Here is a 24,329-nt window from a genome sequence, read left to right as displayed (position 1 = left end):
GACGAAATGAGCAAGCTGGCGGAAAAGGTCCAACAGGATTTGGTTGCGGCCATCGACAACGATGACCTGGTTCTGCCTACGTTGCCCGAAGTGGCCTTTCAGATTCGCAAGGCTGCCGAAGACCCGGAAATCAGTGTCAGTGCCCTCGGCAAGGTGATTGGCCGCGATACGGCGTTGTCGGCGCGCCTGATCAAGGTGGTCAACAGCCCGTTGCTGCGCGCCACTCAGGAAGTCACTGACCTGCACACGGCGATCACCCGCCTGGGCGTCAACTACAGCAGCAACCTCGCGATTGGCCTGGTCATGGAGCAGATCTTCAACGCCCGTTCCGAGGTGGTCGAGCAGAAAATGCGCGAAGTCTGGCACAAGAGCCTGGAAATCGCCGGCGTCAGCTATGCACTGTGCCGTCGCTATACCCAACTCAAGCCAGACCAGGCCGCTCTTGGCGGGCTGGTGCACCAGATCGGCGTGCTGCCGATCCTGACGTATGCCGAAGATCACAATGAGTTGCTGGCCGACGCGGTGAGCCTCAATCACGTCATCGACCAGATCCATCCGCTGATCGGCGAAAAGTTGCTCAAGGTCTGGGATTTTCCCGAGAAGCTGGTGCAGATTCCCCGGCTATACTTGGATCTGCAGCGCGACTCCGAACGCCTGGACTATGTCGACCTGGTGCAGGTCGCCAGCTTGTACTGCCACAAGAACAGCAATCACCCGCTCTCGCGAGTCGATGCCCTTGAAGTGCCGGCGTTCCGGAAAATGGGGATTGACCCGCAGAACGAGACGCTGTGCAGGGATCTGGAAGAGTCGCGGTCGATGTTTTACTGAGCCTTGTGCTCAGTAACCCTGGGGCCACTGCGCAACCTTTATCCCGCGACGAAACTCACCCGAACCTTCAAGCCCGCGTGCTCGCCATCGTGCAGACTGATTTGTGCCAGGTGCGCACGGCAGATCTCACCGACAATCGCCAGGCCCAGTCCCGACCCGGCGACTTGCTGATTGCGTCGGTAAAATCGTTCGAATACCCGCTCACGCTCTTCAAGGGGAATTCCCGGTCCATCGTCCTCGACCTCCAGCACCGCCGGCGCAGTGACCCGCAGAATCACATTGCCGCCCGATGGCGTGTGGGCCAGCGCGTTGTCTACCAGATTACTCAGCAGCTCGTTCAACAGCGTGGGTTCGCCGCGCAACCACACCGGTTCGTCTGCTTCCAGGGCCAGCGCCACCCCGCGAGCATGGGCCAGAGGCGCCATGGCCATGCCCAGCTCCCGGGCCAGCTGGCTGAGATCGAGCAACTGCGCACCGCCCTCGGCGATCGCCCGGGCGCCGTTCTCCACCCTGGCCAGTGACAGCAGCTGGTTCGCCAGATGGGTCAGGCGGTCGGTGCCCTGGGCTGCGGTTTCCAGGGTGCTGCGCCAGGTTTGCGGTTCGGTTGCCCGCAAGCCCAGTTCCAGACGTGCCTTGAGCGCCGCCAGCGGAGTGCGCAATTCGTGCGCGGCATCGGCGATAAATTGCGCCTGGCGCTCGAACTGCCCGCGCAGGCGTTCGGTGAAATGGTTGAGCGCGCGCACCAGCGGCCATAATTCGTGCTGCACCTCCACCAGTGGCAGTGGCCGCAAATCGTCCGGCTGACGCTCTTCCACGGCAGTGCGCAAGCGTTCCAGGGGCCGCAGCGCAGCGCTGACGGCAAACCACACCATCAACAGCGCTCCGATTGCCAGCATGCCCAGGCGCAGCAGGGTGTCCGCCGCGAGGCTGCGGGCCATGTCGACCCTGGCTTCATCGGTTTCCGCGACCCGAATCTCCGCCATGCCGTTCATGTTCGGCTCGCTGACCGGCTTGAGCAGGCTGACTACGCGAACATTCTGGCCCTGATACTTGGCGTTGTAGAACCGCGCAAGCGCCGGGTAATCGTCGGTGCGCGGGGTACCCGGGGGCGGTGGAGGAAGGTTTTCATAGCCGGAGATCAGTTTCTGGTTGATGTCGTTGACCAGGTAGAAAATTCGCCCGGCGCTGTCGTAGGCGAAGGTATCGAGCGCCACATAGGGCACGTCGGCGCTGAGGGTGCCGTCGACCTGGGAGACCCCCGCAGCGATGGTTCGCGCCGAGGCCAGCAAGGTGCGGTCATAGGCCGTATCGGCGGCCTCGCGACCATTCCAGTAAGCGCTCAATCCACTGGCCAGCATCAACACCACCAGCAACAGCGCCAGGTTCCACAACAACCGCCAGCGCAGGCTGCTGGGCTTATGCATCGCGGCTTTCCAGCAAGTACCCGAGGCCGCGGAAGGTCACGATGGCGACCGACTGGCCGTCGAGTTTCTTGCGCAGGCGGTGCACGTAGATTTCGATCGCGTCGGGGCTGGCTTCCTCGTCCAGGCCGAATACCTGGGAGGCCAGTTGCTCCTTGCTCATCACCCGCCCCGGCCGGGCAATCAGCGCCTCGAGCACCGCCTGTTCACGGGAGGTCAGGGTGAGTAATTCCTCGGCGAGGGTGAAGCGTCGAGTGTCCAGGTCATAGGAGAGCACACCGCAAGTCTGCTGGCGCTCGCCACCCAGCACGCTGCGGCGCAGCAGGGCCTTGACCCGTGCCTCAAGCTCGGTCAGCTCAAAGGGCTTGGCCAGATAATCGTCGGCGCCCAGGTTGAGGCCATGCACCCGATCCTTGACGTCACTACGGGCCGTCAACATCAGCACCGGCAGGTTCTTGCCCCGGGAGCGCAGGCGCGCCAACACCTCGAAGCCATCCATGCGTGGCAACCCGACGTCAAGGATCGCCATGGCGTAGTCCTCGCTGCTCAGTGCCAGGTCTGCGGCCACGCCATCGTGTAGTACGTCCACGGTCAGCCCCGTGCTTTTCAGCGCCTGGGCGACACTTTCGGCAAGCTGCAAGTGGTCTTCGACGAGCAGAACACGCATGGATCTTTACCTCATTCAGGGATGGTCGACGCCATTCTTTGGCGCGAAGTTTACAGCCCGATCCGGCGCTGTGAAGCAGCAAAACCGTGAAAGCACGCTGAAAGGTTGGCGAAAGGTTGGCCCGTTACAGTCGGCCGACGGATGGTTTCGACTGCAAACCATCCCCCTTGCTTTGAAATGTAGCTCCCGAAAAACGCCTTGAAGCGTTTTCGCCAATAAGAACAATAAACGAGGTACTGCACCATGCCGTCTACACGCCGCCAGGCTGACCTGTCTCGTCCCATCCTTCGCTCCCCAACGCTTATCGACGCCATTTGCATGGTGCGAAATTGCTTCGCCTGAATCATTCCAAAAACAATAACTCCCCTGGAGACACCATGAATCGATCACTGCGCCGTTTCGCCCTCGCCGCCAGCTGCATGCTCTTTGCTGGACAAATCATGGCCGAGCCCAAGCGCCCGGAATGCATCGCCCCCGCCTCGCCCGGCGGCGGTTTTGACCTGACGTGCAAGCTGGTACAGAGCGCCCTGGTGAACCAGAAACTGCTGAGCAAGCCGATGCGCGTGACCTACATGCCCGGCGGAGTCGGCGCAGTGGCGTACAACGCGGTGGTTGCCCAGCGCCCGGCCGATGCCGGCACGCTGGTGGCGTGGTCAAGTGGTTCCCTGCTGAACCTGGCCCAGGGCAAGTTTGGTCGTTTCGACGAGAGCGCGGTGCGCTGGCTGGCGGCGGTCGGTACCAGCTATGGCGCGATCGCAGTGAAAAGCGATTCGCCCTACAAGACCCTCGACGATCTGGTCCAGGCGCTGAAAAAAGACCCGAGCAAGGTAGTGATCGGCTCCGGCGGCACCGTGGGCAGCCAGGACTGGATGCAGACCGCGCTGATCGCCAAGGCCGCCGGGATCAACCCGCGCGACCTGCGTTACGTGGCCCTCGAAGGTGGCGGTGAAATCGCCACGGCGTTGCTGGGCGGGCATATCCAGGTCGGCAGCACCGACATCTCCGACTCCATGCCGCACATCCAGAGCGGCGACATGCGCCTGTTGGCGGTGTTCTCCGAGAAGCGCCTGGACGAGCCGGAAATGAAAGACATTCCGACCGCCAAGGAGCAAGGCTACGACATCGTCTGGCCAGTGGTTCGCGGCTTCTACCTCGGGCCGAAGGTCAGTGACGAGGATTACGCCTGGTGGAAAGACGCCTTCGACAAACTGCTGGCGTCCGATGAGTTCGCCAAGCTGCGCGATCAGCGTGAACTCTTCCCCTTCGCCATGACCGGCCCCGAGCTGGACACCTACGTGAAGAAGCAGGTCGCGGACTACAAAGTGCTGGCCAAAGAGTTCGGCCTGATCCAGTGATCGTCCTTGTCTAGCGGTTGCGACCCCGCCCCGGGGTCGCAGCCAAGGAGTTTCCCATGCTCTTACAACGCATTTTTGCTGCGGTGCTGTTGCTGGCCTGCGTCGGCCTGGCACTGATGGCATGGCCATATCAGGCCGCTTTTTCCTACGAGCCGGTCGGCCCACGGGCCTTTCCCCTGCTGATGCTCGGGCTGATGGGCTTGGGCCTGCTGTACATGCTGTTCCGTCCGACGCCGATCGTACACAGCGACGATGACCCTAAGCTCGATCGCGAAACCCTGAACAAGATCGGCATCTGCATCGTGCTGCTGCTGATCTTCGCCGGCCTGTTCGAACCGCTGGGCTTCATCCTTAGCAGCATCCTGATCGGTATTCCGATGGCTCGCCTGTACGGCGGTCGCTGGTGGCCGAGCATCGTGGTGACGACGCTGATGAGCGTTGGTCTCTACCTGCTGTTCGACAAGTTGATGGACGTGCCGTTGCCACTGGGCCTGCTCGACGTTCTGGAGAACTGATATGGATACTTTTGGCTATTTGGGCCAGGGGTTCGGCGTCGCGCTGAGCCCGTATAACCTGGTGACTGCACTGTGTGGCACCCTGATAGGCACCGTCGTCGGCCTGTTGCCGGGCCTGGGCCCGATCAACGGCGTGGCCTTGCTGATCCCGATCGCGTTCGCCCTCGGCCTGCCGCCGGAGTCGGCGCTGATCCTGCTCGCGGCGGTGTACCTGGGTTGCGAATACGGCGGCCGGATCAGCTCGATCCTGCTGAACATCCCGGGTGAGGCCTCCACCGTGATGACCACCCTCGACGGTTACCCGATGGCGCGCAAGGGCCTGGCCGGCGTTGCACTGTCGCTCTCGGCGTGGAGTTCTTTCATCGGCGCGTTCATCGCCACCTGCGGCATGGTGTTGTTCGCGCCGCTGCTGGCGAAATGGGCAATTGCCTTCGGCCCGGCGGAATACTTCGTCCTGATGGTGTTCGCGATTGTCTGCCTCGGCGGCATGGCTGGCGACCGACCGTTGAAGACGTTTATTGCGGCACTGATCGGCCTGTTCCTGTCGACCGTCGGCATCGACGCCAACAGCGGTGTGTACCGGTTCACCGGGGATAACATCCACCTGACCGATGGCATTCAGTTCGTGGTGCTGGTGCTGGGCCTGTTCTCCATCAGCGAAATCCTGCTGCTGCTGGAAAAAACCCACCGCGGCCAGGAAGCGGTAAAAGCCACCGGGCGCATGATGTTCAACTTCAAGGAAGCGTCGGCGGTGTTCGCGGTGAACATCCGGTGCGGCCTGCTTGGCTTCATCATGGGCGTGCTGCCAGGTGCCGGGGCCACCCTCGCCAGCGCCGTGGCCTACATGACCGAAAAACGCATTGCCGGGGCCAAGGGTACGTTCGGCCAGGGCGACATGCGCGGCCTGGCGGCACCGGAAACGGCCATCGGTGCTTCGGCCTGCGGCGCGCTGGTGCCGATGCTGACCCTGGGTGTTCCCGGCTCAGGCACCACGGCCGTGATGATCGGCGCCCTGTCGCTGTACAACATCACCCCAGGCCCGCTGCTGTTCCAGCAACAGCCAGACATCGTCTGGGGGCTGATCGCGTCACTGTTCGTCGCCAACATCATGCTGGTGATCCTCAACATCCCGATGATCCGCATATTCACCCGCATCCTTGCCGTGCCGAACTGGGCACTGGTGCCGGTGATCGCCATCATTACCGGGATCGGCGTCTACGCGGTGCACGCCACCACCTTCGACCTGTTCCTGATGATCGCCATCGGCATCTTCGGCTACATCCTGCGCAAGCTGGACTTCCCGCTGTCGCCGGTACTGCTGGGGTTCATCCTCGGCGGTTTGATGGAGCAGAACCTGCGTCGCGCCCTGTCGATCTCCAACGGAGCGCTGGAAATCCTCTGGTCCAGCCCGATCACCTTCGGGGTGTGGATACTGACGGCGCTGATGCTGTTGATGCCGTTGCTGCGGATCTGGCGCAAACGTTCGGTCGCTCGTCGCGCAGTCGCCGATGCCTGATCGAGCACCCCTCAACGCCTGGTGGGGTACGCCGCTGGTTGGCGCGCTGGGCGGTTACCTCGCCAGTCTAGTGGGCTGGCCGCTGCCGTGGATGGTCGGCTCGCTGCTGGCGATCATCCTGGTGCGCTGCCTGACGCCGTGGCAGTTGGCAGAGATCCCTGGCGGGCGTAAATGCGGCCAGTGGATCATCGGCATTGGTATCGGCCTGCACTTCACCCCGCTGGTGATGGAGCAGGTGCTGAGCCACTTCGGCCTGATATTTTTTGGCGCACTGGTCACCAGTCTGTCCGCCGTGGTCGGCGTCTGGCTGATGCGCCGGACGGGCGAAGATCGCGCCACCGCGTTCTTCTCCAGCATGCCCGGCGGCTCCGGCGAAATGGTCAACCTCGGTGCGCGCAATGGCGCAGTGTTGAGCCGTGTCGCTGCAGGGCAGAGTCTGCGAGTGCTGGTAGTGGTGCTGTGCGTACCAGCGGCATTCAAGTATCTGCTGGGTGACGGCGCACCGGTTTTCCATCCGGCGGCTGTCAGCTGGTGGTGGCTGGCCCTGCTCTTTCCGGCAGGCGCCATGGCCGCCTGGGTCTGGGATTTTCTGCGGCAACCCAACCCTTGGCTTTTCGGCCCGTTGCTGGTCACTTCGGCAGTGAGCATTGGCTGGGACCTGCACATCGGTTTACCCGATGGTGGCAGTCAGATCGGCCAATGGCTGATCGGCAGCGGACTGGGCTGCCACTTCAACCGGCAATTTTTCCGCCGGGCACCCTCGTTCATGGGCCGCACCTTGATAGCCACCGTGCTGACCATGCTGATCGCGACACTGGCGGCACTGGGGCTCAGTGCCTTGACCCATCTGGACTTGCGTTCGCTGACCCTGGGGATGATGCCCGGCGGGATTGCCGAGATGAGCCTGACTGCCGAGACCCTGCAGCTGTCGGTGCCACTGGTGACGGCGATGCAGGTGATGCGGTTGTTGTTTGTGCTGTTTCTGGCGGAGCCGTTGTTCAAGTACTGGAATCGCAATCCTGATTAGACCGGCGGCAACCGCCACTCGATGGGCGCTTCGCCGTTCTGTTCCAGAAACTTGTTGGTACGGCTGAAGTGCCCGCAACCGAGAAACCCGCGATAGGCCGACAAAGGCGACGGATGCACCGATGTCAGCACCAGGTGCTTGGTCGCATCGATCAGCTTCTGCTTGCTCTGGGCATGGGCGCCCCAGAGCATGAACACCAGATGCGGCTGATGGAGGCTGACCAGTTCAATGATCCGGTCGGTGAAAAACTGCCAGCCCTTGTCCTTGTGCGCATTGGCATTGGCGCGCTCAACCGTCATGGTGGTGTTGAGCATCAGCACGCCTTGATCGGCCCAGCTCTGCAAATAGCCGTGGTTGGGGATATCAATGTTCAGGTCGCGCTTGAGCTCTTTGTAGATGTTGACCAGCGATGGTGGCGCCGGCACGCCCGGTTGCACCGAGAAGCACAGGCCGTGGGCCTGACCCGGGCCGTGGTACGGATCCTGCCCGAGAATCACGACTTTGACTTTATCCAGGGGCGTCGAATTGAGCGCATTGAAAATCATCGGGCCAGGCGGATAGATCTCCTTGCCCGCCGCCCGCTCCTGCTGCAGGAAATTGCGCAACTCTGCCATGTAAGGCTGGTCGAACTCAGCACGCAGTGCCTCCTTCCAGCTCGGTTCGAGTTTGATACGGTCGTCAGCAGTCATGGTTACACCCGGCAAAAACAATGGGGGGAACCCTAAGAAGGCCGCTCACACTTGTCAATTGATCTGACGCAGATCCGGCACTTTCCTGCACAGCGATCATACTGAACGCTCAAATTCCTGATCGAGGTCACGATGAATCTGCACTTCGAAGAACTCACCGGTACCGACGGCGCACGCATCGGCGTGGCCACCCTGGATGCCGAAAAATCCCTGAATGCCCTGTCCCTGCCGATGATCAACGCATTGAGTCAGCAACTGGACGCCTGGGCCAAGGAGCCGCAAATCGTCTGCGTCCTGTTGCGCGGAAACGGTGCGAAGGCGTTCTGTGCCGGTGGCGAGGTGCGCAGCCTGGTGGAAGCCTGCCGCGCGCAACCGGGCGAAGTACCGCCCCTGGCCGCGCATTTTTTCGCGGCGGAATATCGCCTCGATTTCAACCTGCATACTTATCCCAAGCCACTGATCTGCTGGGGCCATGGTTACGTACTCGGTGGTGGCATGGGCCTGTTGCAAGGCGCAAGCCTGCGCATTGTTACGCCGAGCAGCCGCCTGGCAATGCCGGAAATCAGCATCGGCCTGTATCCGGACGTTGGCGCCAGCTGGTTCCTGTCGCGCCTGCCGGGCAAGCTCGGCCTGTTTCTAGGGCTGACAGGCGCGCACATGAATGCTCGCGATGCGATCGACCTCGACCTCGCTGACCGCTTCCTGCTCGATGAGCAACAGGAAGCGTTACTGGAAGGGCTGTTGCAGATCAACTGGCAGGAACAGACCGCCATGCAGCTCAACAGCCTGCTCAAGGCCTTGCAACAGCAAGCCCTGGCGCAGATGCCCGAGGCGCAATGGTTACCTCGCCGTCAGCAGATCGATGAGCTGCTGGATGTCAGTGACGTGCGCTGTGCCTGGAAAGCCATCAGCCAGCAGAGCGACCACAGCGACCCGCTGCTCAGCCGGGCTGCCAAGACCATGAGCGAAGGCTCGCCGCTGACTGCGCACCTGGTGTGGGAACAGATTGCCCGCGCGCGGCACATGTCGCTGGCGCAGGTATTCCAGATGGAATACACCCTGAGCCTGAACTGCTGCCGTCATCCGGAATTCAGTGAGGGGGTGCGGGCGCGATTGATCGAAAAGGACCAGAAGCCGCATTGGCACTGGCCTGATATCAATAATGTGCCGGAGGCGGTAGTCGATGCGCATTTCAAGAAGGTTTGGGAAGGGCGCCATCCGCTGGCGGATCTCTCGGAATACTGAAAACAATTGCAGGAGCCGATTTTCTGGCGGTGCCAGCAACGCTGGTATGCCCGTTTAACCCGAACGCTGGTATGCCCGTTTAACCCGTAGGAGTGTGTTGGATCCGATGCGCAGCAATTAAGATGGCGGTATATCAGACGCATGTAATTCGGGGGCGGTGTATCAGATACATCGTAGATTGCCGGCAATCCGTTGCCGGCAATCCGCTCCTTCGGGGTTTCAGCGGTTGCGGCCACCGCGGCCATCGTGATCACCGCGACCATTATGGTCGCCACGCCCACCGTGGCGTCCGCCGCCGCGATAGTCATTGTTGCCGCCGCCACGATTAGGTCCATCCCAGCCGTGCCGCTGTTGAGCCCGATAATCGGCCCGTGGTGACGAGTGGTAATAACGCGGTGCCGGCTGGTAGACCCGTGGCTGGTAATAATGCCGCGGAGTCGGCTGGTAATACCGCGCAGGCGGTGCGTAGTAGCGGCGCGGCTGGGTGTAATAACCGCCGCCTCCCGAGTAGTAAGTGCCGCCGGAATAGTAGGCAGGCGCGGGCGAGGTGTAGACCTCGGAACTGTAGTAGCTGCCTCCTCCATCGGAATAGGGCACGCAGGCGCCCACTGACAATCCCAACGCAGCAATCAGAAGAATTCGCAGTTTTATTCGAGAGAGCATGGCGGCCTCCTGGACCGCGAGTGAGCCACACCAGCGACGCTGGCAGGCGACAGTCAATTATTCGGTGACTGTCGATAGATCAGACATCGATTCCGGAATCTGGTGCGGCCTTGCAATACGTTGAAACATCTCGCCGATGAAAGGTTCGTCATCTATGGCCCAGGCCTTCCAGCATTTCGACGATGCACCTGCACCAACCCCGGTCGCCCGCAATGATCGCGCCAGGCTGGTGGTGGGCGGCGCTCAGCCATTGCGGTAGAGGTCTGGGAGTTGCCGAGCAGCGAACTGGGCTAGTTCCTCACCGGCATCCCGGCGCCTTTGGGCCTGGGTAAAGTGCAGTTGGCAGATGGCCGTTGGGAGAGCGGATTTATCTGTGAAAGTTATGGCCTGGAAGGCGCATTCGACATCAGCCATTGTGGCGGATGGCGTGCGTATCTGACCGATCGGCAGTGACCTCACGCTTCGCGAGCAAGCCCGCTCTTGCAGGAGCAAGGCTTGCCCGCGATGACACCCTCCCTGCCACCACCCGTCCTGATCCTTAGCAATTCACCCTGCAAATCCCAAAGTTATTTCCCCGCAGTGCCTTTAGAATGTTTTGCACCGGATCATTGCCAACGGAATTGCCATGCCGCTTCGCTCGCCGCTGTATTCGCAACGTTCATTGGTTTTCACCCTGATTGCCTTGCTCGGCGCCGGCTTCCTGGCCACGTCCTTGCTCAGCTATTACGCCTCGCGCGCGTCGATCCGCGACAGCATCGTCAACACCGAGCTGCCGCTGACATCGGACACCGTCTATTCGGAAATCCAGAAAGACCTGGTCCGGCCGATCCTGATTTCCTCGATGATGTCCCGCGACACCTTCATGCGAGACTGGGTGGTGGACGGCGAGCAGAACCCCGAGCAGATGACCCGCTACCTCAATGAAGTGATGACGCACTACGGTGCCTACACCGCGTTTTTCGTCTCCAACGCCAGCCTCACCTACTACCACGCCAAAGGCGTGCTCAAGCAGATCAAGGTCACCGAGCCCCGCGATGCCTGGTACTTTCGCGTGCGCGACATGGCCGAGCCCTACGAGATCAACGTCGATCCGGACCTGGCCAACAAGGACAACCTGACCTTCTTCATCAACTACAAGGTCTATGACTACAACAACCGATTCATCGGCGCAGCAGGCGTCGGCCTGACCGTCGATGCAGTGATCAAGCTGATCGACCGCTACCAGCAGCGCTATCAACGCAGCGTGTACTTCGTCGACACCTTCGGCCGCCTGGTGCTGACCGGCGCAGAAGGCGGGCCTCAAGGCGCGCACATCGGGCAGACCCTGAGCGAACTCGACAGCATGAAGAGCCTCGTCAGCCAACTGCCCAAACCCAACAGCGGCAGCTACGAGTACTCGGTCCAGGGCGAGGGCCATTTCCTCAACGTGCGGTTTATTCCGGAGCTCAACTGGTACCTGTTCGTCGAAAAGCGCGAAGACGGCGCACTGAGCGAAATTCGTCATTCGCTGTACCTCAATTTGCTGATCTGCCTGCTCGTCACCCTGATCGTGCTGGCCCTGCTGAACCGTGTGATCAAGCGCTACCAGCGCCGCATCCACGCCCAGGCCACCCTCGACAGCCTGACCGACCTGCCCAACCGCCGCGGCTTCGATCTGCTGGCCGCGCAAGCCATGCATGAAGCGCAGCGCGAGCCGAAACCGCTGACCGCGTTGCTGCTCGACCTGGACCACTTCAAGGCGTTGAACGACACCTATGGCCACCTCGCCGGCGACCAGGTACTGATCGGCTTTGCCCGGGACCTGGAAAGCTGCCTGCGCCATTCCGACATCGTCTGCCGCTGGGGCGGCGAAGAGTTCATTGTGTTGCTCAAAGACACCGATGGCGAGACTGGCCAGATGATCGCCGAGAAAATCCGCCGGCACGTCGAGCAGCAGGACTATGCCTATAACGGTCATTCGCTGAAGCTGACCGTGAGCATCGGCCTCACCACCCTGCAACCTGACGACACCTTGCACACATTGCTGTCCCGGGCGGATCATGCGATGTATCGGGCCAAGCAAACCGGCCGCAACCGCACCTGCATGCTGTCCCACTCAAGCAGTCCACACACCGTTCATGAATAAACCAGATACCTGCCCGGCCTGCGGTGCGCCCAACGATTGCACCCTGGCCGACCCGCGCACCGCCGCACGGGCCTGCTGGTGCTACGGCGTCAGCATCGACCCGGCAGTGCTTGAAGCCTTGCCCGCCGAACTGCGCAACGCCACCTGCCTGTGCCCCCGCTGCGCCGGCGTCGAGGCGCAACTGCAAGCAGGCGCCCGGCCGATCACGTAAGATACGCGGCCTTTTCCTGCCGACGCCCCGTCATGCGTGTAGACCGTTTTCTCAGCAATCTGCCGTGCTTCAACCGCAAGCAGGTGCGCCTGTTGCTGGTGGAAAAACGCGTGCGCATCGATGGCAGTATCGTCAGCGACCCGCACGCCGAAGTCCGCGAGTTCAGCCGGGTCGAAGTCGATGGCGCGGTGTTACAGCCTGGCAAGCCCGTGCGTCACTACATGCTGCACAAACCCCCTGGCTGCGTCAGCGCTACCCGCGACCCGGAGCACCCGACCGTCCTCGACCTGATCCACGAGCCGGACAAGGAGGACTTGCACATCGCCGGTCGCCTGGACTTCAACACCACCGGCCTGATGCTCATCACCAACGACGGCAGCTGGTCGCGGCGCCTGACCCAGCCCCAGACCAAACTGCCCAAGGTCTATTACGTCGAGACCGAGCAACTGATCGGCCCCGAATATGCGCGCAAGTTTACCGAGGGCCTGTACTTCGCGTTCGAAGACCTGACCACCCTGCCCGCCAACCTGGAGGTGCTTGGCCCCAGGTCGGCACGCCTGAGCATTGTCGAAGGTCGATATCACCAGGTGAAGCGCATGTTCGGCCACTTCGACAACAAAGTGCTGCGCCTGCACCGCGAGCGCATGGGGCCGCTGGTGCTCGACAGCGCGTTGAACCCGGGGGAATACCGCCCGCTGAATGCCCAAGAGATCGAAATGATCTAAGCAGGCTACCGCTGAGCAGAAGTTGTCGAACAATTTGCCATAGGTACTTGCGCGATGCCTTCGCCCCTGCTTGAATCAGGTCGTCAGCCGAAATGTGACTGATGAGTCACAACATACTTCTAAGAAACTTTTTGCCGGTTAGTGAACCCTCAGGTTCCGCCTCAGACCAGCAAACTGCCCGCCAATAATAATACCCGTCGACCTGCCTTACCGGATCGACATGGGCCTCGCAAAATTCCAGGCATATGCCTACCTGTCACAAAGCTCGTGCAATCTCATTTGCGCGCATACCCGCTTGCCAGGAGTCTTATGACATGAGGCCAGAAATCGCTGTGCTGGATATACAAGGTCAGTATCGGGTTTACACGGAGTTCTATCGCGCAGACGCCGCAGAGAAGACCATCATCTTGGTCAACGGCTCGATGGCCACGACTGCGTCGTTTGCACAAACCGTGAAAAACCTGCATCCGCAGTTCAACGTGGTCTGCTACGACCAGCCCTACGCGGGCAAGTCGAAGGCCCACAACCTGCACGAGAAATTGCTGACCAAGGAAGTCGAAGGGCAGATCCTGCTGGAGCTGATCGATCACTTCGCCGCCGAACACGTGCTGTCGTTCTCCTGGGGCGGCGCCGCCACCCTGGTGGCGCTCGCGCAGCAGCCACGGCGCATCGAAAAAGCCGTGATCAGCTCGTTCTCCCCGGAGATCAATGCGCACATGCTCGACTACCTCGAGCGCGGCATCGACTACCTCGGCAGCCGCGACGGCGACCGTGTCGGCAACCTGGTCAACAGCACCATCGGCAAGCACCTGCCAACGCTGTTCAAGCGCTTCAACTACCGCCACGTCAGCAGCCTGGCCGAGCACGAGTACGGGCAAATGCACTTCCACATCAGCGACCTGCTCAACAGCGACCGCCAGTGCTTCCTCAAGGCGTCAGAGAAGATCAAGGTGCCGGTGCTGTTCATGAATGGCGAATGGGACGAATACACCGCCGCCGACGGCGCGCAACTGTTCGCCAACCACGTGCAGCACAGCACCTTTACCACGCTGGAGGCGACCGGCCACTTCCTCGACATGGAACACAAGGCTGCCTGCCGCGACAGCCGCAACGCCCTGCTCGGCTTCCTCAAACCCGCGCAACATGAAAGCCGAACCCGTTACCACTACGTCCAGGATCACCATGCACTGGCAATCTGAAACAGAGTCATCGCGAGCAAGCCCCTCCCGCTGTGCAGGAGCAAGGCTTGCCCGCGATTGACCGCCGTATGGTTTTTTTGAACGGCTTCACCTGTACTAAAGCCTTGCACTTAAAGAAAAACTTCATTTCCGCGCGCACATCTGGTACAAAGTCAGCCGCTCTGAGCGGGTGTCGTATAATGGCATTACTCCAGCTTCCCAAGCTGATAACGAGGGTTCGATTCCCTTCACCCGCTCCACTCGGATTTCGCACTCGCGTTGTTGTTTTGACGGGAGATGCACGTAAAGAAAAAAACCGGCCTTGATGGCCGGTTTTTTTATTTCCACAGATTCCCCGGCACCACACCCGGACACCTGGATAACCAGGCGCCCAAGCGCAGCACCCAGCTCAATCAGTCCGTCTCAAGCGTATAGCTCTTGCTCACAAACAACCCCGCGAACAACGACTTGTCTTCCTTGAAGCTGTACGCCTCCTTGAACTTGCCATCGGCAACCAGCTTTTGCGCAATCGCGCATTCCGAGTCGCTGTGCTGCTTGGCCTTGGCGCCGAAGTCGTTCTGGAACGTTGACAGGCCGGCCGCTGCGCAGTAACCGGCGAACTCCTTCTGCTTGGTCGCGGCCTGGTATTCGTCGAAGCCATCCTTGAGTTCATCAAAGCCCTTGTAGGTCAGCGAGTAGCTGGCCACCTTGGCTTTGCGCGCGAAGTTGCCCACGGCTTCGGCGATGACGGTTTGCCCGGTGGAGGTGCTGTAGGCGCCGACGATGAAGCCGCTGAACGCCGCCTTGAGCTGTTCCTGGACGTCGTCCAGCGGCGGTATCGAGGCGAATGAAGCCTCGCGTACGATGCGCCCGACTTCACTGCCGTCGTTGCGGTGTACTACCACGAATTTCATCGAGCCTTCACCGTCATCGGAGCGCTTGAGGGTGAAATCCAGGTCGACCTTGGTGCCGATATCGCCGGTAGCAGCGCTGATGAACGCACCGGTAAACGGCAGGCGGGCGACCATGTTGCTGCCCCACGAGAAGTTTGAGCTGACGACGCGACCGTACTGATCGACCTCGGCCCGCGGCTGGATTTCGTCTGCCACCTCCGACACCAGTACTACGTCACCACCTTTCTGCGAGAGGTAAGGATTGCTCAGGTCCAGGCCCAGCAACTGGACGTGGATCTCGCCGTCCTTGCTGTCGCCGGAGCGACTGACCTTCAGGGCATCGGCCTTGAGGTACACGCCACCCGCTTTGCCGCCACCGGTGGTGGAGGTGATCAGGTAGCGGGACCAGGCGGCCAGGCCGCTTTCCGCCGTATTGGCGTTGAGACCGGCGAGCATGCCCATCATGCTCTTGAGAAATTTGTCAGCGCCATTGGTATTGGCGGCGACCAGGCGGATCTCCGGGGCCTCCACAGTGAGGTTGCCGGACCAGAACGAATAGGATACGTCCCCTTCGTTCAGCACGTTCTCAAGGAAAAACTGTTCCTTGAGTTCGTCGTAATAACCCAGGGTTTCCTTTTTTCCGGCACTGGACAGCATCGAGCCGACAATGCCGAGGATCACCACGCCGGCGACCGCGGCGGCGATGATGATTTGTTTCTTGTTCATCGATTTCATATTGGCGGTGCCTTACTGAATTTGGGCGGAAGCTTGCTGCCAAGCTGTCACGTAGCGCTCGGAGACTTCAGGCGTCCAGCTGAAGTCGATGCCGGCGTTTGGAAATTCCTTGGCCAGCACGGCACCAAACGACACGCGGTCGGCGCAGTGATCCTGCTTGCAAGCCTCTGGATCGCCAACGGCGTATACGCGGAACGTTGGAATCGCACGGCCGTCTTCCAGGGGCAGGTAAGGCGTCATGTTCGCGGCATGGATCACGTACCACTGATCCTCCAGCTCTACATCGGCCTGGACCCGGCCCTTGCGCGGGAAGTCGATTTCATAGAAGTCGCCGCGTTTGCCGGTGACGTGAATCATCATCGGCACCGCCGAGGTCGAGGACGACGGATCGAGCAGGGTCATGGGTGCGGCGAACGTCACCTTGATCCCGGCCATCTGCGCCAGCGCTTCGGTCTCGCGGCCCTTGAACGCGGTCATGCCGTCCTTGAGCTGCTCGTAACGGGCGAGTACGCGGTTGTGCAGTTCAGCCATCTGCTGCTGCTGGCGACGGGCTTCACGCAGACGAGTCTCCTCACGACGCTGGGCGTAGTTGGTGCCTTCACGCGCATCGAAGTAGAACTCGCCACGGTTCTCACCCATGCGATTGCGCACGATCTTGTCCTTGTCGTCGTTGGAGTAGCCGGACGCCGGGTAGAGGGTTTCCAGGTTCTTGGCGATGAACAGGTTCGACAGGTCGACCGTGGTGGGCGAGGTTGCTTTCACCAGTTGATACACCTCCAGCACCGCACGCTTGTACTCCGCCGGATCGAGGGCGAAGCTTTCGTCCGCCGTGATCGCCACGTAGTACGGGTCGCTGCTGAACGGCGACAGGATGCGATAGGTGGAGCGCTGGTAAGCCAGGTACACCTTCATGCCACGCGCCGGGATTTCGCCGAGCTGGAACAGCGCCTGGTCGGCGTTGTTGCTGAGGAATGACAGCGAATTGCCTTTGACGGCGGCACTGATGGACTGATTGAACATCAACCCGCTCGGGTGCACGTAGGTGCGCGACCAGGTGTCCCCGCGATAGGTGTTGGGGATCGACCAGCGCAACTTGTCGAAAGCACCTTCGGCATAACCGGAGATGCCACAGGGCATCGCTGGAGTGGAGGCGAAGGCAAAGCTGGAGTCGTTTTCGTCGATAGCGCTTTTGCTGATCAACCATTTGCAGCCGCTGGCATCTGTGATGCCGACGAGATTCTTGTTGGCCAGGACCAGCGCACGGCCAAGGTCTGCGGACTGCACGGCAGCGACTGCTGCAGGCGGTGCGACGGGGGCTGCGGGTGTTGGCGGGGCTGCTTGTGAGGCTGGGGCCGGTGCGGGAACCGGTGCAACAGCGACAGGTTCAGCCGGGGCTGGGGCTGGAGCAGCAATAGGAGTAGCAACAGGAACAGGGGCTGGTGCAACAACCACTGCAGCCGGGGCAACAGGTGCTGGCGCAACCGGTGCTGCGGCTGGCGCTGGTGGTGTAGCCGCCACTGGCGCTACGGCTGGCGCTGGTGGTGTAGCCGCCACTGGTGCTACGGCTGGCGCTGGTGGTGCAGCCACCACTGGCGCTTCAACGACCGGTGAAACCACAGCAGGCGCGGGTGTGACCGGCGCTGGTGCAGGCACTGCGGCAGGAGCGGGAACGGCAGCGGGAGCGGCAGCAGCAGGAGCCGCCGGTGCAGCAACAGCCGCAACCACCGGAGCAGGCGCAACCGCCAGCGTCGCTATGCCCAGATTGCTCGCATTGCCCGCGCCAGAGGCGTAAACCACGCCCTTGGCATCGACCGCTTTCCAGCTGACTTTAGCCTGGGGACACTCCTGGCCGAGAATGAAAGGCAACTTGCTCAATAGCCCATTCAATGGCTTCTGATCATCCCAAGTGGGACGCTGCATGGTGATGGCGATTTCCGGCTGGCACCAGGTGGTGGCTTCGCCGTTGACGACAACGTGGATCTGCTCGGTTTTCGAGAAGGCAATCTCGTGTGCAAATGCCTGCGGCGCGAGGCCGCAAGCACTCATCACAGCGAGTGCGAGTGCGCGGTTTTTCATGGAGATCCTTAAATGAGTTCCCAGGTGCCGTTGGCTTGTTTGCAGAACGTGTTCTGTTCCTGCTCGCTCTTGCCGTCTGCCGCCTTGAGGCTGACGGTGACCGGCCGGCAGGCAGTTTCTGCGGCGACCTGCTGGGTCGGCAGGGCAGCAATAGCGTCAAGATCGAAGGCCTTGGTCTCGGTGTCGGCGGCCACGTCCATCTCGTCGAGATTGGCCGCCGGTTTCACGCTGCGTACCACGGCTGCAGATTTGGGCGAGACCAGATCTTTGCTGATGTAGCCCACGGTCACGCCCTTGCGCCCGACCAGAATCCAGTCACCGGTAGAACCCACTGCAGTGAACTCGGTACCCGCCTTGAGCCCGCCGACCTTCTCTGCCGTCTTGTTGGGCGCGGCCCGCACGTTGGAACTGCTCTTGGTCAGGTATTGCTCGTTGATGAGTTTCATCGACGGAACTGCGGCGATCTTTGGCGCGCGCTTTACTTCAACCGTCTTGGTCTCGGTGTACTCCTTGCCCTGCACGATCTGCGCGGTCGCGCCGGAATGGCCGGAAGTCCAGGACACCGCTTTAGCCGAATCATTGGCCGGCAGGCTCAAGGCTTCCTGGGTACGCAATGCCAGGGCCTGCTTGTCCTGGTCGTCGAGCATCGAACCGATCTTGTTGCCGATGAAACCGCCGATGGCGCTGGTCAGCAGGACAGCGACAACCTTGCCATTGCCGTTGCCGATAAAGGAGCCAACGACTGCGCCGGCTACCATGCCAACTGCAGTACCAGCCTGCTGCTTGTTAATGCCCAATTGCGCACAACCGGAGGCGGCGGCGATGGACACTGCGAGGACGGCGACGACAAACTTTTTACGCACGGTGAAGCTCCCTTTCTTTCAGGTTCACTGGGGGGACGGAATTTTTTTCAGGCGAAATGACTGCGCCGCGCTGTTCGGAAACAGAGCGTTTAACGTAGGGTGGCGGAGTAAACGGAAGGCATTGCAAACCACGGGCACGGCAGACATCCAACTGATCCTTGTCAGAAATACAGGCGTAAAACCCTGATTGAAAGGGTCTGCGCCAGCAGATGTAGCATATTGCCATCTCGCCGACGGATGCACCAGCCGCCCGTGCTCACTAACGCGACAGAGCAGCTCGAACATGACTCAAAACATTTACGACGATCTCGAATTTTTCCAGGCCTACAGCCAGTTGGGCCGCTCGGTCGGTGGCCTGGATGCCGCGCCGGAGTGGCCTGCCCTCAAAGCACTGCTGCCCCCCCTAAAAGACCTGAAGGTGGTGGACCTGGGGTGCGGTTATGGTTGGTTCTGCCGCTGGGCCAGTGAACAAGGCGCAGCCCGTGTGCTGGGGCTCGACGTCTCGGAAAAAATGCTCGAACGGGCCCGTCAGACCACCAGCGGCGCCACCGTGCAATACGCCCGCGCCGACCTGGAACACCTCGACCTGCCAGCCGCGCAATTCGACCTGGCCTACAGCTCGCTGGCGCTGCACTACATCAAGGATCTGCCAGCGCTATTCGCCACGATTCACGCAGCGCTGAAACCCGGCTCGCGTTTCGTCTTCTCGATTGAACACCCGATCTTCATGGCGCCGCGCAACCCCGGCTGGCTGACGGACAGCGAGGGCCACAAGCGCTGGCCGGTGGACAGTTATCAACGCGAAGGCGAACGGGTCACTAACTGGCTGGCCGATGGCGTGATCAAGCAGCATCGAACCGTCGGCACGTTGCTGAACACGCTGATCGCAGCGGGATTCAGCATCAGCCACGTCAATGAATGGGGCCCGAGCGACGCCGATGTGGTGGCGCTGCCGGCGCTCGCGGAAGAACGAGAGAGACCGATGATGATGCTGGTGGCGGTGGAGCGCTGACGAGCGCGCCGAATCACGACTCCCCCTGTAGGAGCAAAGCTTGCTCGCGATTGCGCACTGACAGCCACCATTGATGTCGACTGACACTACGCAATCGCGAGCAAGCTTTGCTCCCACAAGATTCAGCTCCAGATTTGCTGCAACAAGATTCAGATCCAGATTTGGTCCCAGTGGATTCAGGTCCGGAGAACCTGGCGCACTACCGGGTCGCGACAATAAACAACCGCGGAAACGGCAGCAGTACTGATCCATCTTCCAGCGCCGGATAAGCCTGCTCAACGCCCGCCAGATACTCCTGGAGAAAAGCATCGCGCTCTTTCTCATTCAGAGGCTCGAGAAACGGACGCAAACCACTGCCCTTGAACCATTCGACGACCCCCGAAGGCCCCGCAGCCAATGGGTGATGATAGGTGGTGAGCCAGACGTCGACCCGTGAACAGTGCGGGCGCAGCACGGCGTAATAATCGCTGGCGCTGGCGACCTCGGTGCGTTGCGCGGCAGCCCCGGCCAGTTTTTTTGCCCACGGCCCCGTCGCAGCCACCTCTCGCATCAAGCGGTGCGATGGCTGGTTGAGCGTGTCGGGCATCTGCACCGCCAGGCTGCCGCCCGGCGCCAGTTTGTCCACCAACGCGGGCAACAATGAGGCGTGATCAGGCAACCACTGCAACACTGCATTGGCGAAAATCACATCGAACGGACCCGTCTCGCTCCACTGATCGATGTCGGAAACATCGAACCGCACTTGAGGCAAGCGCTTGCGTGCGGCTTCGATCATGTCGCTGGAACTGTCCAGCCCGCGCAATGTGGCGTGGGGATAGCGCTCCACCAACAGCTCCGTGGAGTTGCCCGGACCGCAGCCGATATCGATGGCCGAATGCACATCCCCTGGCGGTAGCGCGGCCAGCAGGTCGCGGGCGGGACGCGTGCGCTCATTTTCAAAAGCGACGTATTGTCTGGCAGACCAACTCATTGCGTTCTCCTGTAGGTGCGAAAGGGCCAGGCACAAGCTTCACGGCAAATTCGCACCCACAAAAATAGCACGGACCTATTTGTCCGCTGCCTCCTTGTCCTGCATCTGCACCGAAGACTTGGTGCCATCAGTATTGTCCCGGGTTTCGTTATCGGAATTATCGAAGCAGCCTTGCAGGGCGAACAGGCAGCAGGAAAGGCAAAGAGTGCGCAGGATGTTCATGGGGGGCTCCAACTCTAATGGGGTTTAACTAGTGACTCTCCAGAGCGGGCAAAGGTTGCGACTGTCACCGCGATCAACGTCGAGCGTGGCTTTTTTCGACTCGAGTAAAATGTAAGCAGAATTTTCCACGTGCCGGTGCTGTCACAAATCCAAGTGCACCCCAATAAGGAATCCGGCAATGAAATTCGCAAAGATCTCGCAGAAGCTCGCTCTGTGGGCCGGCAGCCCCAAGACGTTCATGGCGGCCTTGATCCTGATATTCCTCTGGGGCTTGAGCGGTCCGATATTTGGCTACAACGATACCTGGCAGCTGGTCATCAATACGTCCACCACGATTATCACCTTCCTCATGGTGTTCCTGATCCAGAACACGCAAAACCGCGACACCGACATTCTCCACCTGAAAATCGACGAGTTGCTGCGGGTCAACAAGGAAGCGCAAAACGCCATGTTGGGCCTCGAATTACTCGACCTGAAACAACTGGAAGCCTTGCGCAAACACTATCGGGCCATGGGCGAAAAAGACGTCCATGCCCTCGAAGGGCTGGCTGCGGCGAGCAAGCGCAAACAAGACCTGAACGAATGCTGAGCAAAAAAAACGGCGCCTGTGAGGGGCGCCGTTTTGCGTTACTGGAAGTTATCGACTGGCTTGCAGGGCCCTGGCCATCTGTAAGTGATTCTGCAACTTGGGCAGAGTCTCTTCGGCAAACGCCTTGATTTCCGGCACCTGCGTGGACTGCGCCTGTTGCTGCAGTTGCTGGATGGCTTCTTCAGTGGTTTTCACCTGACTGGCCGCATAGGCCTGGTCGAACGAAGCGCCGTCCTGCACCTCGGGCATCAGGGCCTTGGCTTTATCCACCACGACTTCCCGTGGCGCCACCGGCAAGTCCAGCTGCTTGGCTATCTTGGCCAGATGCTGGTTAGCGGTGGTGCGGTCGTTGATCACCACGATGGTGTAGTCCTTGACCTCCTTGGATTCGGTTTTCTGGTGCGCCAGGCGGCTGGCTTCGATGTCGGCCATGCCTTTGGCCGACGCATCGTTGATGAATTCGGCGGGTGACTGGGCGAAGGCATGGGTGGCAAACAACCCCAGTAACGTGGCAAAACTGATAGTGCGTAAACGGGTGGCCATCCGGCTCATGGTCGCGCCCTCCTCTTGAAGAATTCAAGCGCGAGCTTTCGCTCCCGCCTCTGGGTGATGACTGCGGCAGACAGCAGCCCGCATCACATAGGAAGTTCAAGAGCTTGAAAGGTTTAGTAAAGCTGACGCCAGTGCGACGAACGGTGGCCAATACAGAGCGATCAGGCTCAGACATCCAGGCGACGGCGATCTCTACGCTTGGCGCCGTACATCGCTTCGTCAGCATGGCGCAGCAGCTGCGACTCTTCGCTGCCATGCTCGGGGTAACGCGCGATGCCGATGCTGGTCTGGATGCTCATACCATGTCCGTCAAGGCGAAGGGGCTGAGCGAGCACCTGGCGTATATTAGCCGCCACCCGCTCGGGGTCTTGCCCGGCATCGATACGGTGCAGCAGCACGACAAACTCGTCTCCGCCCATACGGGCCACTGTGTCCGAACCGGTTACGCAACTCTTGAGTCGATGGGCGACCGCCTGTAACAGCAGATCACCAATGGCGTGACCGTGGGTATCGTTGACTTCCTTGAAGCGATCCAGATCGACATACAGCAAGGCCATTCGGCCGTCATTGAGATGCGCCGCTGTCAGCGCGGTTTTCAGGCGCTCGCGTAACAGGGTGCGGTTGGGCAACTGGGTCAGGGCGTCATGCCGAGCCATGTGATGCAAACGCGCGTGCAGTTGCTTGCGTTCAATTGCTGTTGCGACCTGGGCGCAGACGAAATGCAGCAGTTCCTGGTCCTGTTCGGTATAACGCAGGCCGTCCGGGCCGCTTTTGACCAGTACGGCGCCGATGGTGCCGTTCTGCGAGCTCAGCGGCACACCCAGCCAGCACGGCGAATCCTGGCTCGACACCAGCGCTTCAAAGCCTGCCGCCGCAGTGTGTTGCCCGGGTGTCAGCAACAGCGGCTGGCCGCTTCGAATGACCTCAGTGCACAGACGCTCGGTCACCGCTCCCGGCAGATCGGGCGAACACCCTGCTTCGTCGACGTGATAAGGAAACTGCAACGGTGCGCCATGCTCGTCGCACAGGGCCACGGTGAAATTCAGCGCCGGCAGCCATTCACCAATGATCGAGTGGATGCGCTTGAACAATGCCAGCAAATCTTCAGCCGCGTGGGCGGCCTCGGAAATCGCGTACAGCGCGGCTTGTCGGGACTCGGCCTGCTTGCGCCCGGTGATGTCTCGGGCCACGGCGATGCGCAGCTGATCGACTTCAGACCAGCGCGCCGACCAGAGAAGGTGCACGACGCGGCCATCCTTGCGCACGTAGCGATTTTCGAAGTTGAGTTTGGGCTCGCCGCCCATGATTTCCCGGGCGGCGTCGAGCGTGCGCTGCCGATCGGCGGGATGTACCAGGTCGATCATCCGCTGACCGATCAGCTCGTCGGCGGTATAGCCAAATACCTGTTCGCAGGCCGCACTGATGAACACGAAGGTGCCTTGCTTGTCGACGGCGCAAACCGCGTCCAGCAGCAAATCGATGTAACTCGCCAGGGGCGCGGAATTTCTGCTTGCCATGATGCTCCGGCGATTCGCCTCAAGTCCTGTCAGTCACCAGCCCGGGCAATGCATGCGCCAGGGCATTGATGGCGAAACCGATAAACATCACGCCACACAACCGGGTGATCAATAACTCATGGCGTTGGTACAAGGTCCGCACCTGACGGGTACCGACGATGCCAATGAGGATAGCGTAGGCTACCAGGCCGCCGAGAAAACTCAGCACGATCAACCAGGGCAGCATCGACCAGTTGAGCAACTCTGCCCGGCTGGACAACAGCGCGGTGAATGTTGCAACCGCCACCGGATACGCCTTGGGATTGGTCAGCCCGAACATGATGCCGTGCCAGAACGGCTGCCGCGCCGCGCCCTGCGGCGCCTCGCCACTGCCACGCCTGGCCCGCACTGCGCGCCATCCGAGCCAGAACAGATACAGCCCGCTGAGCACGCCCAGCACGTCGAACGCGGTGCTGCCGATCTCCCGCGCACCCACTATGGCGATCAGTGCTGTACTGCACCAGACCACATCCCCGAGCAAATGCCCACACAAAAAACCTGCCCCGGCCCGCCGCCCTCGCGCTGCACCGATGCCAAACACCGCCAACACACCGGGCCCCGGTGTAATGCCGTAGATAAAACCCGAGGCGAGAACGGCCATGAGCAACGATGGGGTCATCGGTAAATCCTTTGAACGACGGGGTGACTGCACGCCAGTCTATCTCAGGTCTTGGGGCAGCCAATGTATTCTTCGTC

Annotated in this window: 24 protein-coding genes, 1 tRNA gene and 1 pseudogene; 14 read left to right on the top strand and 12 right to left on the bottom strand. The window is 60.9% G+C overall.

Going from position 1 to position 24,329, the window contains the following annotated elements:
* The first annotated feature begins 6 nt into the window (after positions 1-6).
* Positions 7-828, top strand: coding sequence for an HDOD domain-containing protein (locus tag AAEZ09_RS05605; protein WP_350598510.1), 822 nt, complete (start codon positions 7-9; stop codon positions 826-828).
* Positions 829-866: 38 nt separating this feature from the next.
* On the opposite strand, the gene tctE is transcribed toward AAEZ09_RS05605, so the two are convergent.
* The gene (tctE, locus tag AAEZ09_RS05600; RefSeq protein WP_205891853.1) at positions 867-2,252 is read right to left on the bottom strand and encodes a two-component system sensor histidine kinase TctE; all 1,386 of its coding nucleotides are present in this window, start codon (positions 2,250-2,252) and stop codon (positions 867-869) included.
* The gene (gene tctD, locus AAEZ09_RS05595) at positions 2,245-2,916 is read right to left on the bottom strand and encodes a two-component system response regulator TctD (RefSeq protein WP_045058781.1); all 672 of its coding nucleotides are present in this window, start codon (positions 2,914-2,916) and stop codon (positions 2,245-2,247) included. Before tctD ends, tctE begins: the two co-directional genes overlap by 8 nt.
* 377 nt (positions 2,917-3,293) lie before the next feature.
* Here tctD and AAEZ09_RS05590 point away from each other — a divergent pair, with 377 nt between their 5' ends.
* Genes AAEZ09_RS05590 through AAEZ09_RS05575 form a run of 4 tightly spaced genes read left to right on the top strand, consistent with a single transcriptional unit; the run spans position 3,294 to position 7,329 of the window.
* Positions 3,294-4,271, top strand: a complete 978-nt coding sequence (locus AAEZ09_RS05590; protein WP_350598508.1) for a Bug family tripartite tricarboxylate transporter substrate binding protein — start codon at positions 3,294-3,296, stop codon at positions 4,269-4,271.
* Between the two features lie 56 nt (positions 4,272-4,327).
* Positions 4,328-4,786 (top strand): tripartite tricarboxylate transporter TctB family protein, encoded by a 459-nt coding sequence (locus AAEZ09_RS05585; protein ID WP_045058783.1) that lies wholly within the window; start codon positions 4,328-4,330, stop codon positions 4,784-4,786.
* Between the two features lies 1 nt (position 4,787).
* The gene (locus tag AAEZ09_RS05580; RefSeq protein ID WP_350598507.1) at positions 4,788-6,302 is read left to right on the top strand and encodes a tripartite tricarboxylate transporter permease; all 1,515 of its coding nucleotides are present in this window, start codon (positions 4,788-4,790) and stop codon (positions 6,300-6,302) included.
* On the top strand, positions 6,295-7,329 hold the full coding sequence (locus tag AAEZ09_RS05575; RefSeq protein ID WP_350598505.1) for an AbrB family transcriptional regulator: 1,035 nt from the start codon (positions 6,295-6,297) through the stop codon (positions 7,327-7,329). Before AAEZ09_RS05580 ends, AAEZ09_RS05575 begins: the two co-directional genes overlap by 8 nt.
* On the opposite strand, the gene ung is transcribed toward AAEZ09_RS05575, so the two are convergent.
* Positions 7,326-8,018: a uracil-DNA glycosylase gene (gene ung / locus AAEZ09_RS05570; RefSeq protein ID WP_045058786.1), complete on the bottom strand. Its 693-nt coding sequence runs from the start codon at positions 8,016-8,018 to the stop codon at positions 7,326-7,328. The two genes, AAEZ09_RS05575 and ung, sit on opposite strands and share 4 nt — an antisense overlap.
* Positions 8,019-8,150: 132 nt before the next feature.
* Between ung and dspII the strand changes: the two genes are divergently transcribed.
* Positions 8,151-9,263: an enoyl-CoA hydratase/isomerase DspII gene (gene dspII, locus AAEZ09_RS05565; RefSeq protein ID WP_350598503.1), complete on the top strand. Its 1,113-nt coding sequence runs from the start codon at positions 8,151-8,153 to the stop codon at positions 9,261-9,263.
* A 219-nt stretch (positions 9,264-9,482) separates the two neighbouring features.
* Here the strand turns inward: dspII and AAEZ09_RS05560 are convergent, their stop codons facing one another.
* Positions 9,483-9,926 carry a hypothetical protein gene (locus AAEZ09_RS05560; protein ID WP_205891851.1) on the bottom strand — a complete coding sequence of 148 codons (444 nt, stop codon included), beginning with the start codon at positions 9,924-9,926 and terminating at the stop codon, positions 9,483-9,485.
* A gap of 151 nt (positions 9,927-10,077) precedes the next feature.
* On the opposite strand from AAEZ09_RS05560, the pseudogene AAEZ09_RS05555 reads away from it, so the two are divergent.
* From AAEZ09_RS05555 to AAEZ09_RS05530, 6 genes and pseudogenes are all read left to right on the top strand, one after another.
* Positions 10,078-10,379, top strand: a pseudogene (locus AAEZ09_RS05555) (allophanate hydrolase-related protein); the annotation flags it as partial.
* A gap of 172 nt (positions 10,380-10,551) precedes the next feature.
* Positions 10,552-12,051, top strand: coding sequence for a sensor domain-containing diguanylate cyclase (locus AAEZ09_RS05550; protein ID WP_350598501.1), 1,500 nt, complete (start codon positions 10,552-10,554; stop codon positions 12,049-12,051).
* Positions 12,044-12,262, top strand: a complete 219-nt coding sequence (locus AAEZ09_RS05545) for a cysteine-rich CWC family protein (protein ID WP_045058797.1) — start codon at positions 12,044-12,046, stop codon at positions 12,260-12,262. The genes AAEZ09_RS05550 and AAEZ09_RS05545 overlap by 8 nt, the downstream gene beginning before the upstream one ends.
* 32 nt (positions 12,263-12,294) lie before the next feature.
* Positions 12,295-12,987: a pseudouridine synthase gene (locus tag AAEZ09_RS05540; RefSeq protein ID WP_350598499.1), complete on the top strand. Its 693-nt coding sequence runs from the start codon at positions 12,295-12,297 to the stop codon at positions 12,985-12,987.
* A 314-nt stretch (positions 12,988-13,301) separates the two neighbouring features.
* Entirely contained in the window at positions 13,302-14,186 is an 885-nt protein-coding gene (locus tag AAEZ09_RS05535) for an alpha/beta fold hydrolase (RefSeq protein ID WP_045058799.1), read from the top strand.
* A 165-nt stretch (positions 14,187-14,351) separates the two neighbouring features.
* Positions 14,352-14,425 (top strand) — tRNA-Gly (locus tag AAEZ09_RS05530).
* 153 nt (positions 14,426-14,578) lie between these two features.
* Here the strand turns inward: AAEZ09_RS05530 and AAEZ09_RS05525 are convergent.
* Genes AAEZ09_RS05525 through AAEZ09_RS05515 form a run of 3 tightly spaced genes read right to left on the bottom strand, consistent with a single transcriptional unit; the run spans position 14,579 to position 18,732 of the window.
* Entirely contained in the window at positions 14,579-15,784 is a 1,206-nt protein-coding gene (locus AAEZ09_RS05525) for a hypothetical protein (RefSeq protein WP_236695846.1), read from the bottom strand.
* Between the two features lie 21 nt (positions 15,785-15,805).
* Positions 15,806-17,869, bottom strand: coding sequence for a hypothetical protein (locus AAEZ09_RS05520; RefSeq protein WP_350598497.1), 2,064 nt, complete (start codon positions 17,867-17,869; stop codon positions 15,806-15,808).
* 8 nt (positions 17,870-17,877) lie between these two features.
* Positions 17,878-18,732 (bottom strand): SH3 domain-containing protein, encoded by an 855-nt coding sequence (locus tag AAEZ09_RS05515; protein WP_205891848.1) that lies wholly within the window; start codon positions 18,730-18,732, stop codon positions 17,878-17,880.
* A gap of 283 nt (positions 18,733-19,015) precedes the next feature.
* Here AAEZ09_RS05515 and AAEZ09_RS05510 point away from each other — a divergent pair, with 283 nt between their 5' ends.
* Positions 19,016-19,744: a class I SAM-dependent methyltransferase gene (locus tag AAEZ09_RS05510; protein WP_045060249.1), complete on the top strand. Its 729-nt coding sequence runs from the start codon at positions 19,016-19,018 to the stop codon at positions 19,742-19,744.
* A gap of 199 nt (positions 19,745-19,943) precedes the next feature.
* Here the strand turns inward: AAEZ09_RS05510 and tam are convergent, their stop codons facing one another.
* Positions 19,944-20,714: a trans-aconitate 2-methyltransferase gene (gene tam / locus AAEZ09_RS05505; protein WP_045060250.1), complete on the bottom strand. Its 771-nt coding sequence runs from the start codon at positions 20,712-20,714 to the stop codon at positions 19,944-19,946.
* A gap of 75 nt (positions 20,715-20,789) precedes the next feature.
* The gene (locus AAEZ09_RS05500) at positions 20,790-20,936 is read right to left on the bottom strand and encodes a hypothetical protein (protein WP_163019358.1); all 147 of its coding nucleotides are present in this window, start codon (positions 20,934-20,936) and stop codon (positions 20,790-20,792) included.
* 178 nt (positions 20,937-21,114) lie between these two features.
* Between AAEZ09_RS05500 and AAEZ09_RS05495 the strand changes: the two genes are divergently transcribed.
* Positions 21,115-21,525 (top strand): low affinity iron permease family protein, encoded by a 411-nt coding sequence (locus AAEZ09_RS05495; RefSeq protein ID WP_350598495.1) that lies wholly within the window; start codon positions 21,115-21,117, stop codon positions 21,523-21,525.
* Positions 21,526-21,573: 48 nt separating this feature from the next.
* Here AAEZ09_RS05495 and AAEZ09_RS05490 read toward each other — a convergent pair whose 3' ends face one another.
* From AAEZ09_RS05490 to AAEZ09_RS05480, 3 genes are all read right to left on the bottom strand, one after another.
* Positions 21,574-22,077 carry a DUF4142 domain-containing protein gene (locus tag AAEZ09_RS05490; protein ID WP_122837792.1) on the bottom strand — a complete coding sequence of 168 codons (504 nt, stop codon included), beginning with the start codon at positions 22,075-22,077 and terminating at the stop codon, positions 21,574-21,576.
* A gap of 167 nt (positions 22,078-22,244) precedes the next feature.
* On the bottom strand, positions 22,245-23,594 hold the full coding sequence (locus AAEZ09_RS05485) for a sensor domain-containing protein (protein ID WP_205891845.1): 1,350 nt from the start codon (positions 23,592-23,594) through the stop codon (positions 22,245-22,247).
* A 19-nt stretch (positions 23,595-23,613) separates the two neighbouring features.
* Positions 23,614-24,252, bottom strand: a complete 639-nt coding sequence (locus tag AAEZ09_RS05480; protein WP_205891844.1) for a LysE family translocator — start codon at positions 24,250-24,252, stop codon at positions 23,614-23,616.
* Positions 24,253-24,329 lie beyond the last annotated feature (77 nt).

It is taken from the genome of Pseudomonas sp. 65/3-MNA-CIBAN-0223 (assembly GCF_040310425.1).
Taxonomy (GTDB): domain Bacteria; phylum Pseudomonadota; class Gammaproteobacteria; order Pseudomonadales; family Pseudomonadaceae; genus Aquipseudomonas; species Aquipseudomonas gregormendelii.
The sequence above is the reverse complement of the archived record's forward strand: the minus strand, read 5'-3'. Positions and strand labels throughout refer to the sequence as shown.

What these genes read in the sequence shown, in the direction of transcription:
- AAEZ09_RS05605 (WP_350598510.1), top strand. Translation starts at nt 7, where the DNA reads ATGAGCAAGCTGGCGGAAAAGGTCCAACAGGATTTGGTTGCGGCCATC.
- tctE (WP_205891853.1), bottom strand. Translation starts at nt 2,252, where the DNA reads ATGCATAAGCCCAGCAGCCTGCGCTGGCGGTTGTTGTGGAACCTGGCG.
- tctD (WP_045058781.1), bottom strand. Translation starts at nt 2,916, where the DNA reads ATGCGTGTTCTGCTCGTCGAAGACCACTTGCAGCTTGCCGAAAGTGTC.
- AAEZ09_RS05590 (WP_350598508.1), top strand. Translation starts at nt 3,294, where the DNA reads ATGAATCGATCACTGCGCCGTTTCGCCCTCGCCGCCAGCTGCATGCTC.
- AAEZ09_RS05585 (WP_045058783.1), top strand. Translation starts at nt 4,328, where the DNA reads ATGCTCTTACAACGCATTTTTGCTGCGGTGCTGTTGCTGGCCTGCGTC.
- AAEZ09_RS05580 (WP_350598507.1), top strand. Translation starts at nt 4,788, where the DNA reads ATGGATACTTTTGGCTATTTGGGCCAGGGGTTCGGCGTCGCGCTGAGC.
- AAEZ09_RS05575 (WP_350598505.1), top strand. Translation starts at nt 6,295, where the DNA reads ATGCCTGATCGAGCACCCCTCAACGCCTGGTGGGGTACGCCGCTGGTT.
- ung (WP_045058786.1), bottom strand. Translation starts at nt 8,018, where the DNA reads ATGACTGCTGACGACCGTATCAAACTCGAACCGAGCTGGAAGGAGGCA.
- dspII (WP_350598503.1), top strand. Translation starts at nt 8,151, where the DNA reads ATGAATCTGCACTTCGAAGAACTCACCGGTACCGACGGCGCACGCATC.
- AAEZ09_RS05560 (WP_205891851.1), bottom strand. Translation starts at nt 9,926, where the DNA reads ATGCTCTCTCGAATAAAACTGCGAATTCTTCTGATTGCTGCGTTGGGA.
- AAEZ09_RS05550 (WP_350598501.1), top strand. Translation starts at nt 10,552, where the DNA reads ATGCCGCTTCGCTCGCCGCTGTATTCGCAACGTTCATTGGTTTTCACC.
- AAEZ09_RS05545 (WP_045058797.1), top strand. Translation starts at nt 12,044, where the DNA reads ATGAATAAACCAGATACCTGCCCGGCCTGCGGTGCGCCCAACGATTGC.
- AAEZ09_RS05540 (WP_350598499.1), top strand. Translation starts at nt 12,295, where the DNA reads ATGCGTGTAGACCGTTTTCTCAGCAATCTGCCGTGCTTCAACCGCAAG.
- AAEZ09_RS05535 (WP_045058799.1), top strand. Translation starts at nt 13,302, where the DNA reads ATGAGGCCAGAAATCGCTGTGCTGGATATACAAGGTCAGTATCGGGTT.
- AAEZ09_RS05525 (WP_236695846.1), bottom strand. Translation starts at nt 15,784, where the DNA reads ATGAACAAGAAACAAATCATCATCGCCGCCGCGGTCGCCGGCGTGGTG.
- AAEZ09_RS05520 (WP_350598497.1), bottom strand. Translation starts at nt 17,869, where the DNA reads ATGAAAAACCGCGCACTCGCACTCGCTGTGATGAGTGCTTGCGGCCTC.
- AAEZ09_RS05510 (WP_045060249.1), top strand. Translation starts at nt 19,016, where the DNA reads ATGACTCAAAACATTTACGACGATCTCGAATTTTTCCAGGCCTACAGC.
- tam (WP_045060250.1), bottom strand. Translation starts at nt 20,714, where the DNA reads ATGAGTTGGTCTGCCAGACAATACGTCGCTTTTGAAAATGAGCGCACG.
- AAEZ09_RS05500 (WP_163019358.1), bottom strand. Translation starts at nt 20,936, where the DNA reads ATGAACATCCTGCGCACTCTTTGCCTTTCCTGCTGCCTGTTCGCCCTG.
- AAEZ09_RS05495 (WP_350598495.1), top strand. Translation starts at nt 21,115, where the DNA reads ATGAAATTCGCAAAGATCTCGCAGAAGCTCGCTCTGTGGGCCGGCAGC.
- AAEZ09_RS05490 (WP_122837792.1), bottom strand. Translation starts at nt 22,077, where the DNA reads ATGAGCCGGATGGCCACCCGTTTACGCACTATCAGTTTTGCCACGTTA.
- AAEZ09_RS05485 (WP_205891845.1), bottom strand. Translation starts at nt 23,594, where the DNA reads ATGGCAAGCAGAAATTCCGCGCCCCTGGCGAGTTACATCGATTTGCTG.
- AAEZ09_RS05480 (WP_205891844.1), bottom strand. Translation starts at nt 24,252, where the DNA reads ATGACCCCATCGTTGCTCATGGCCGTTCTCGCCTCGGGTTTTATCTAC.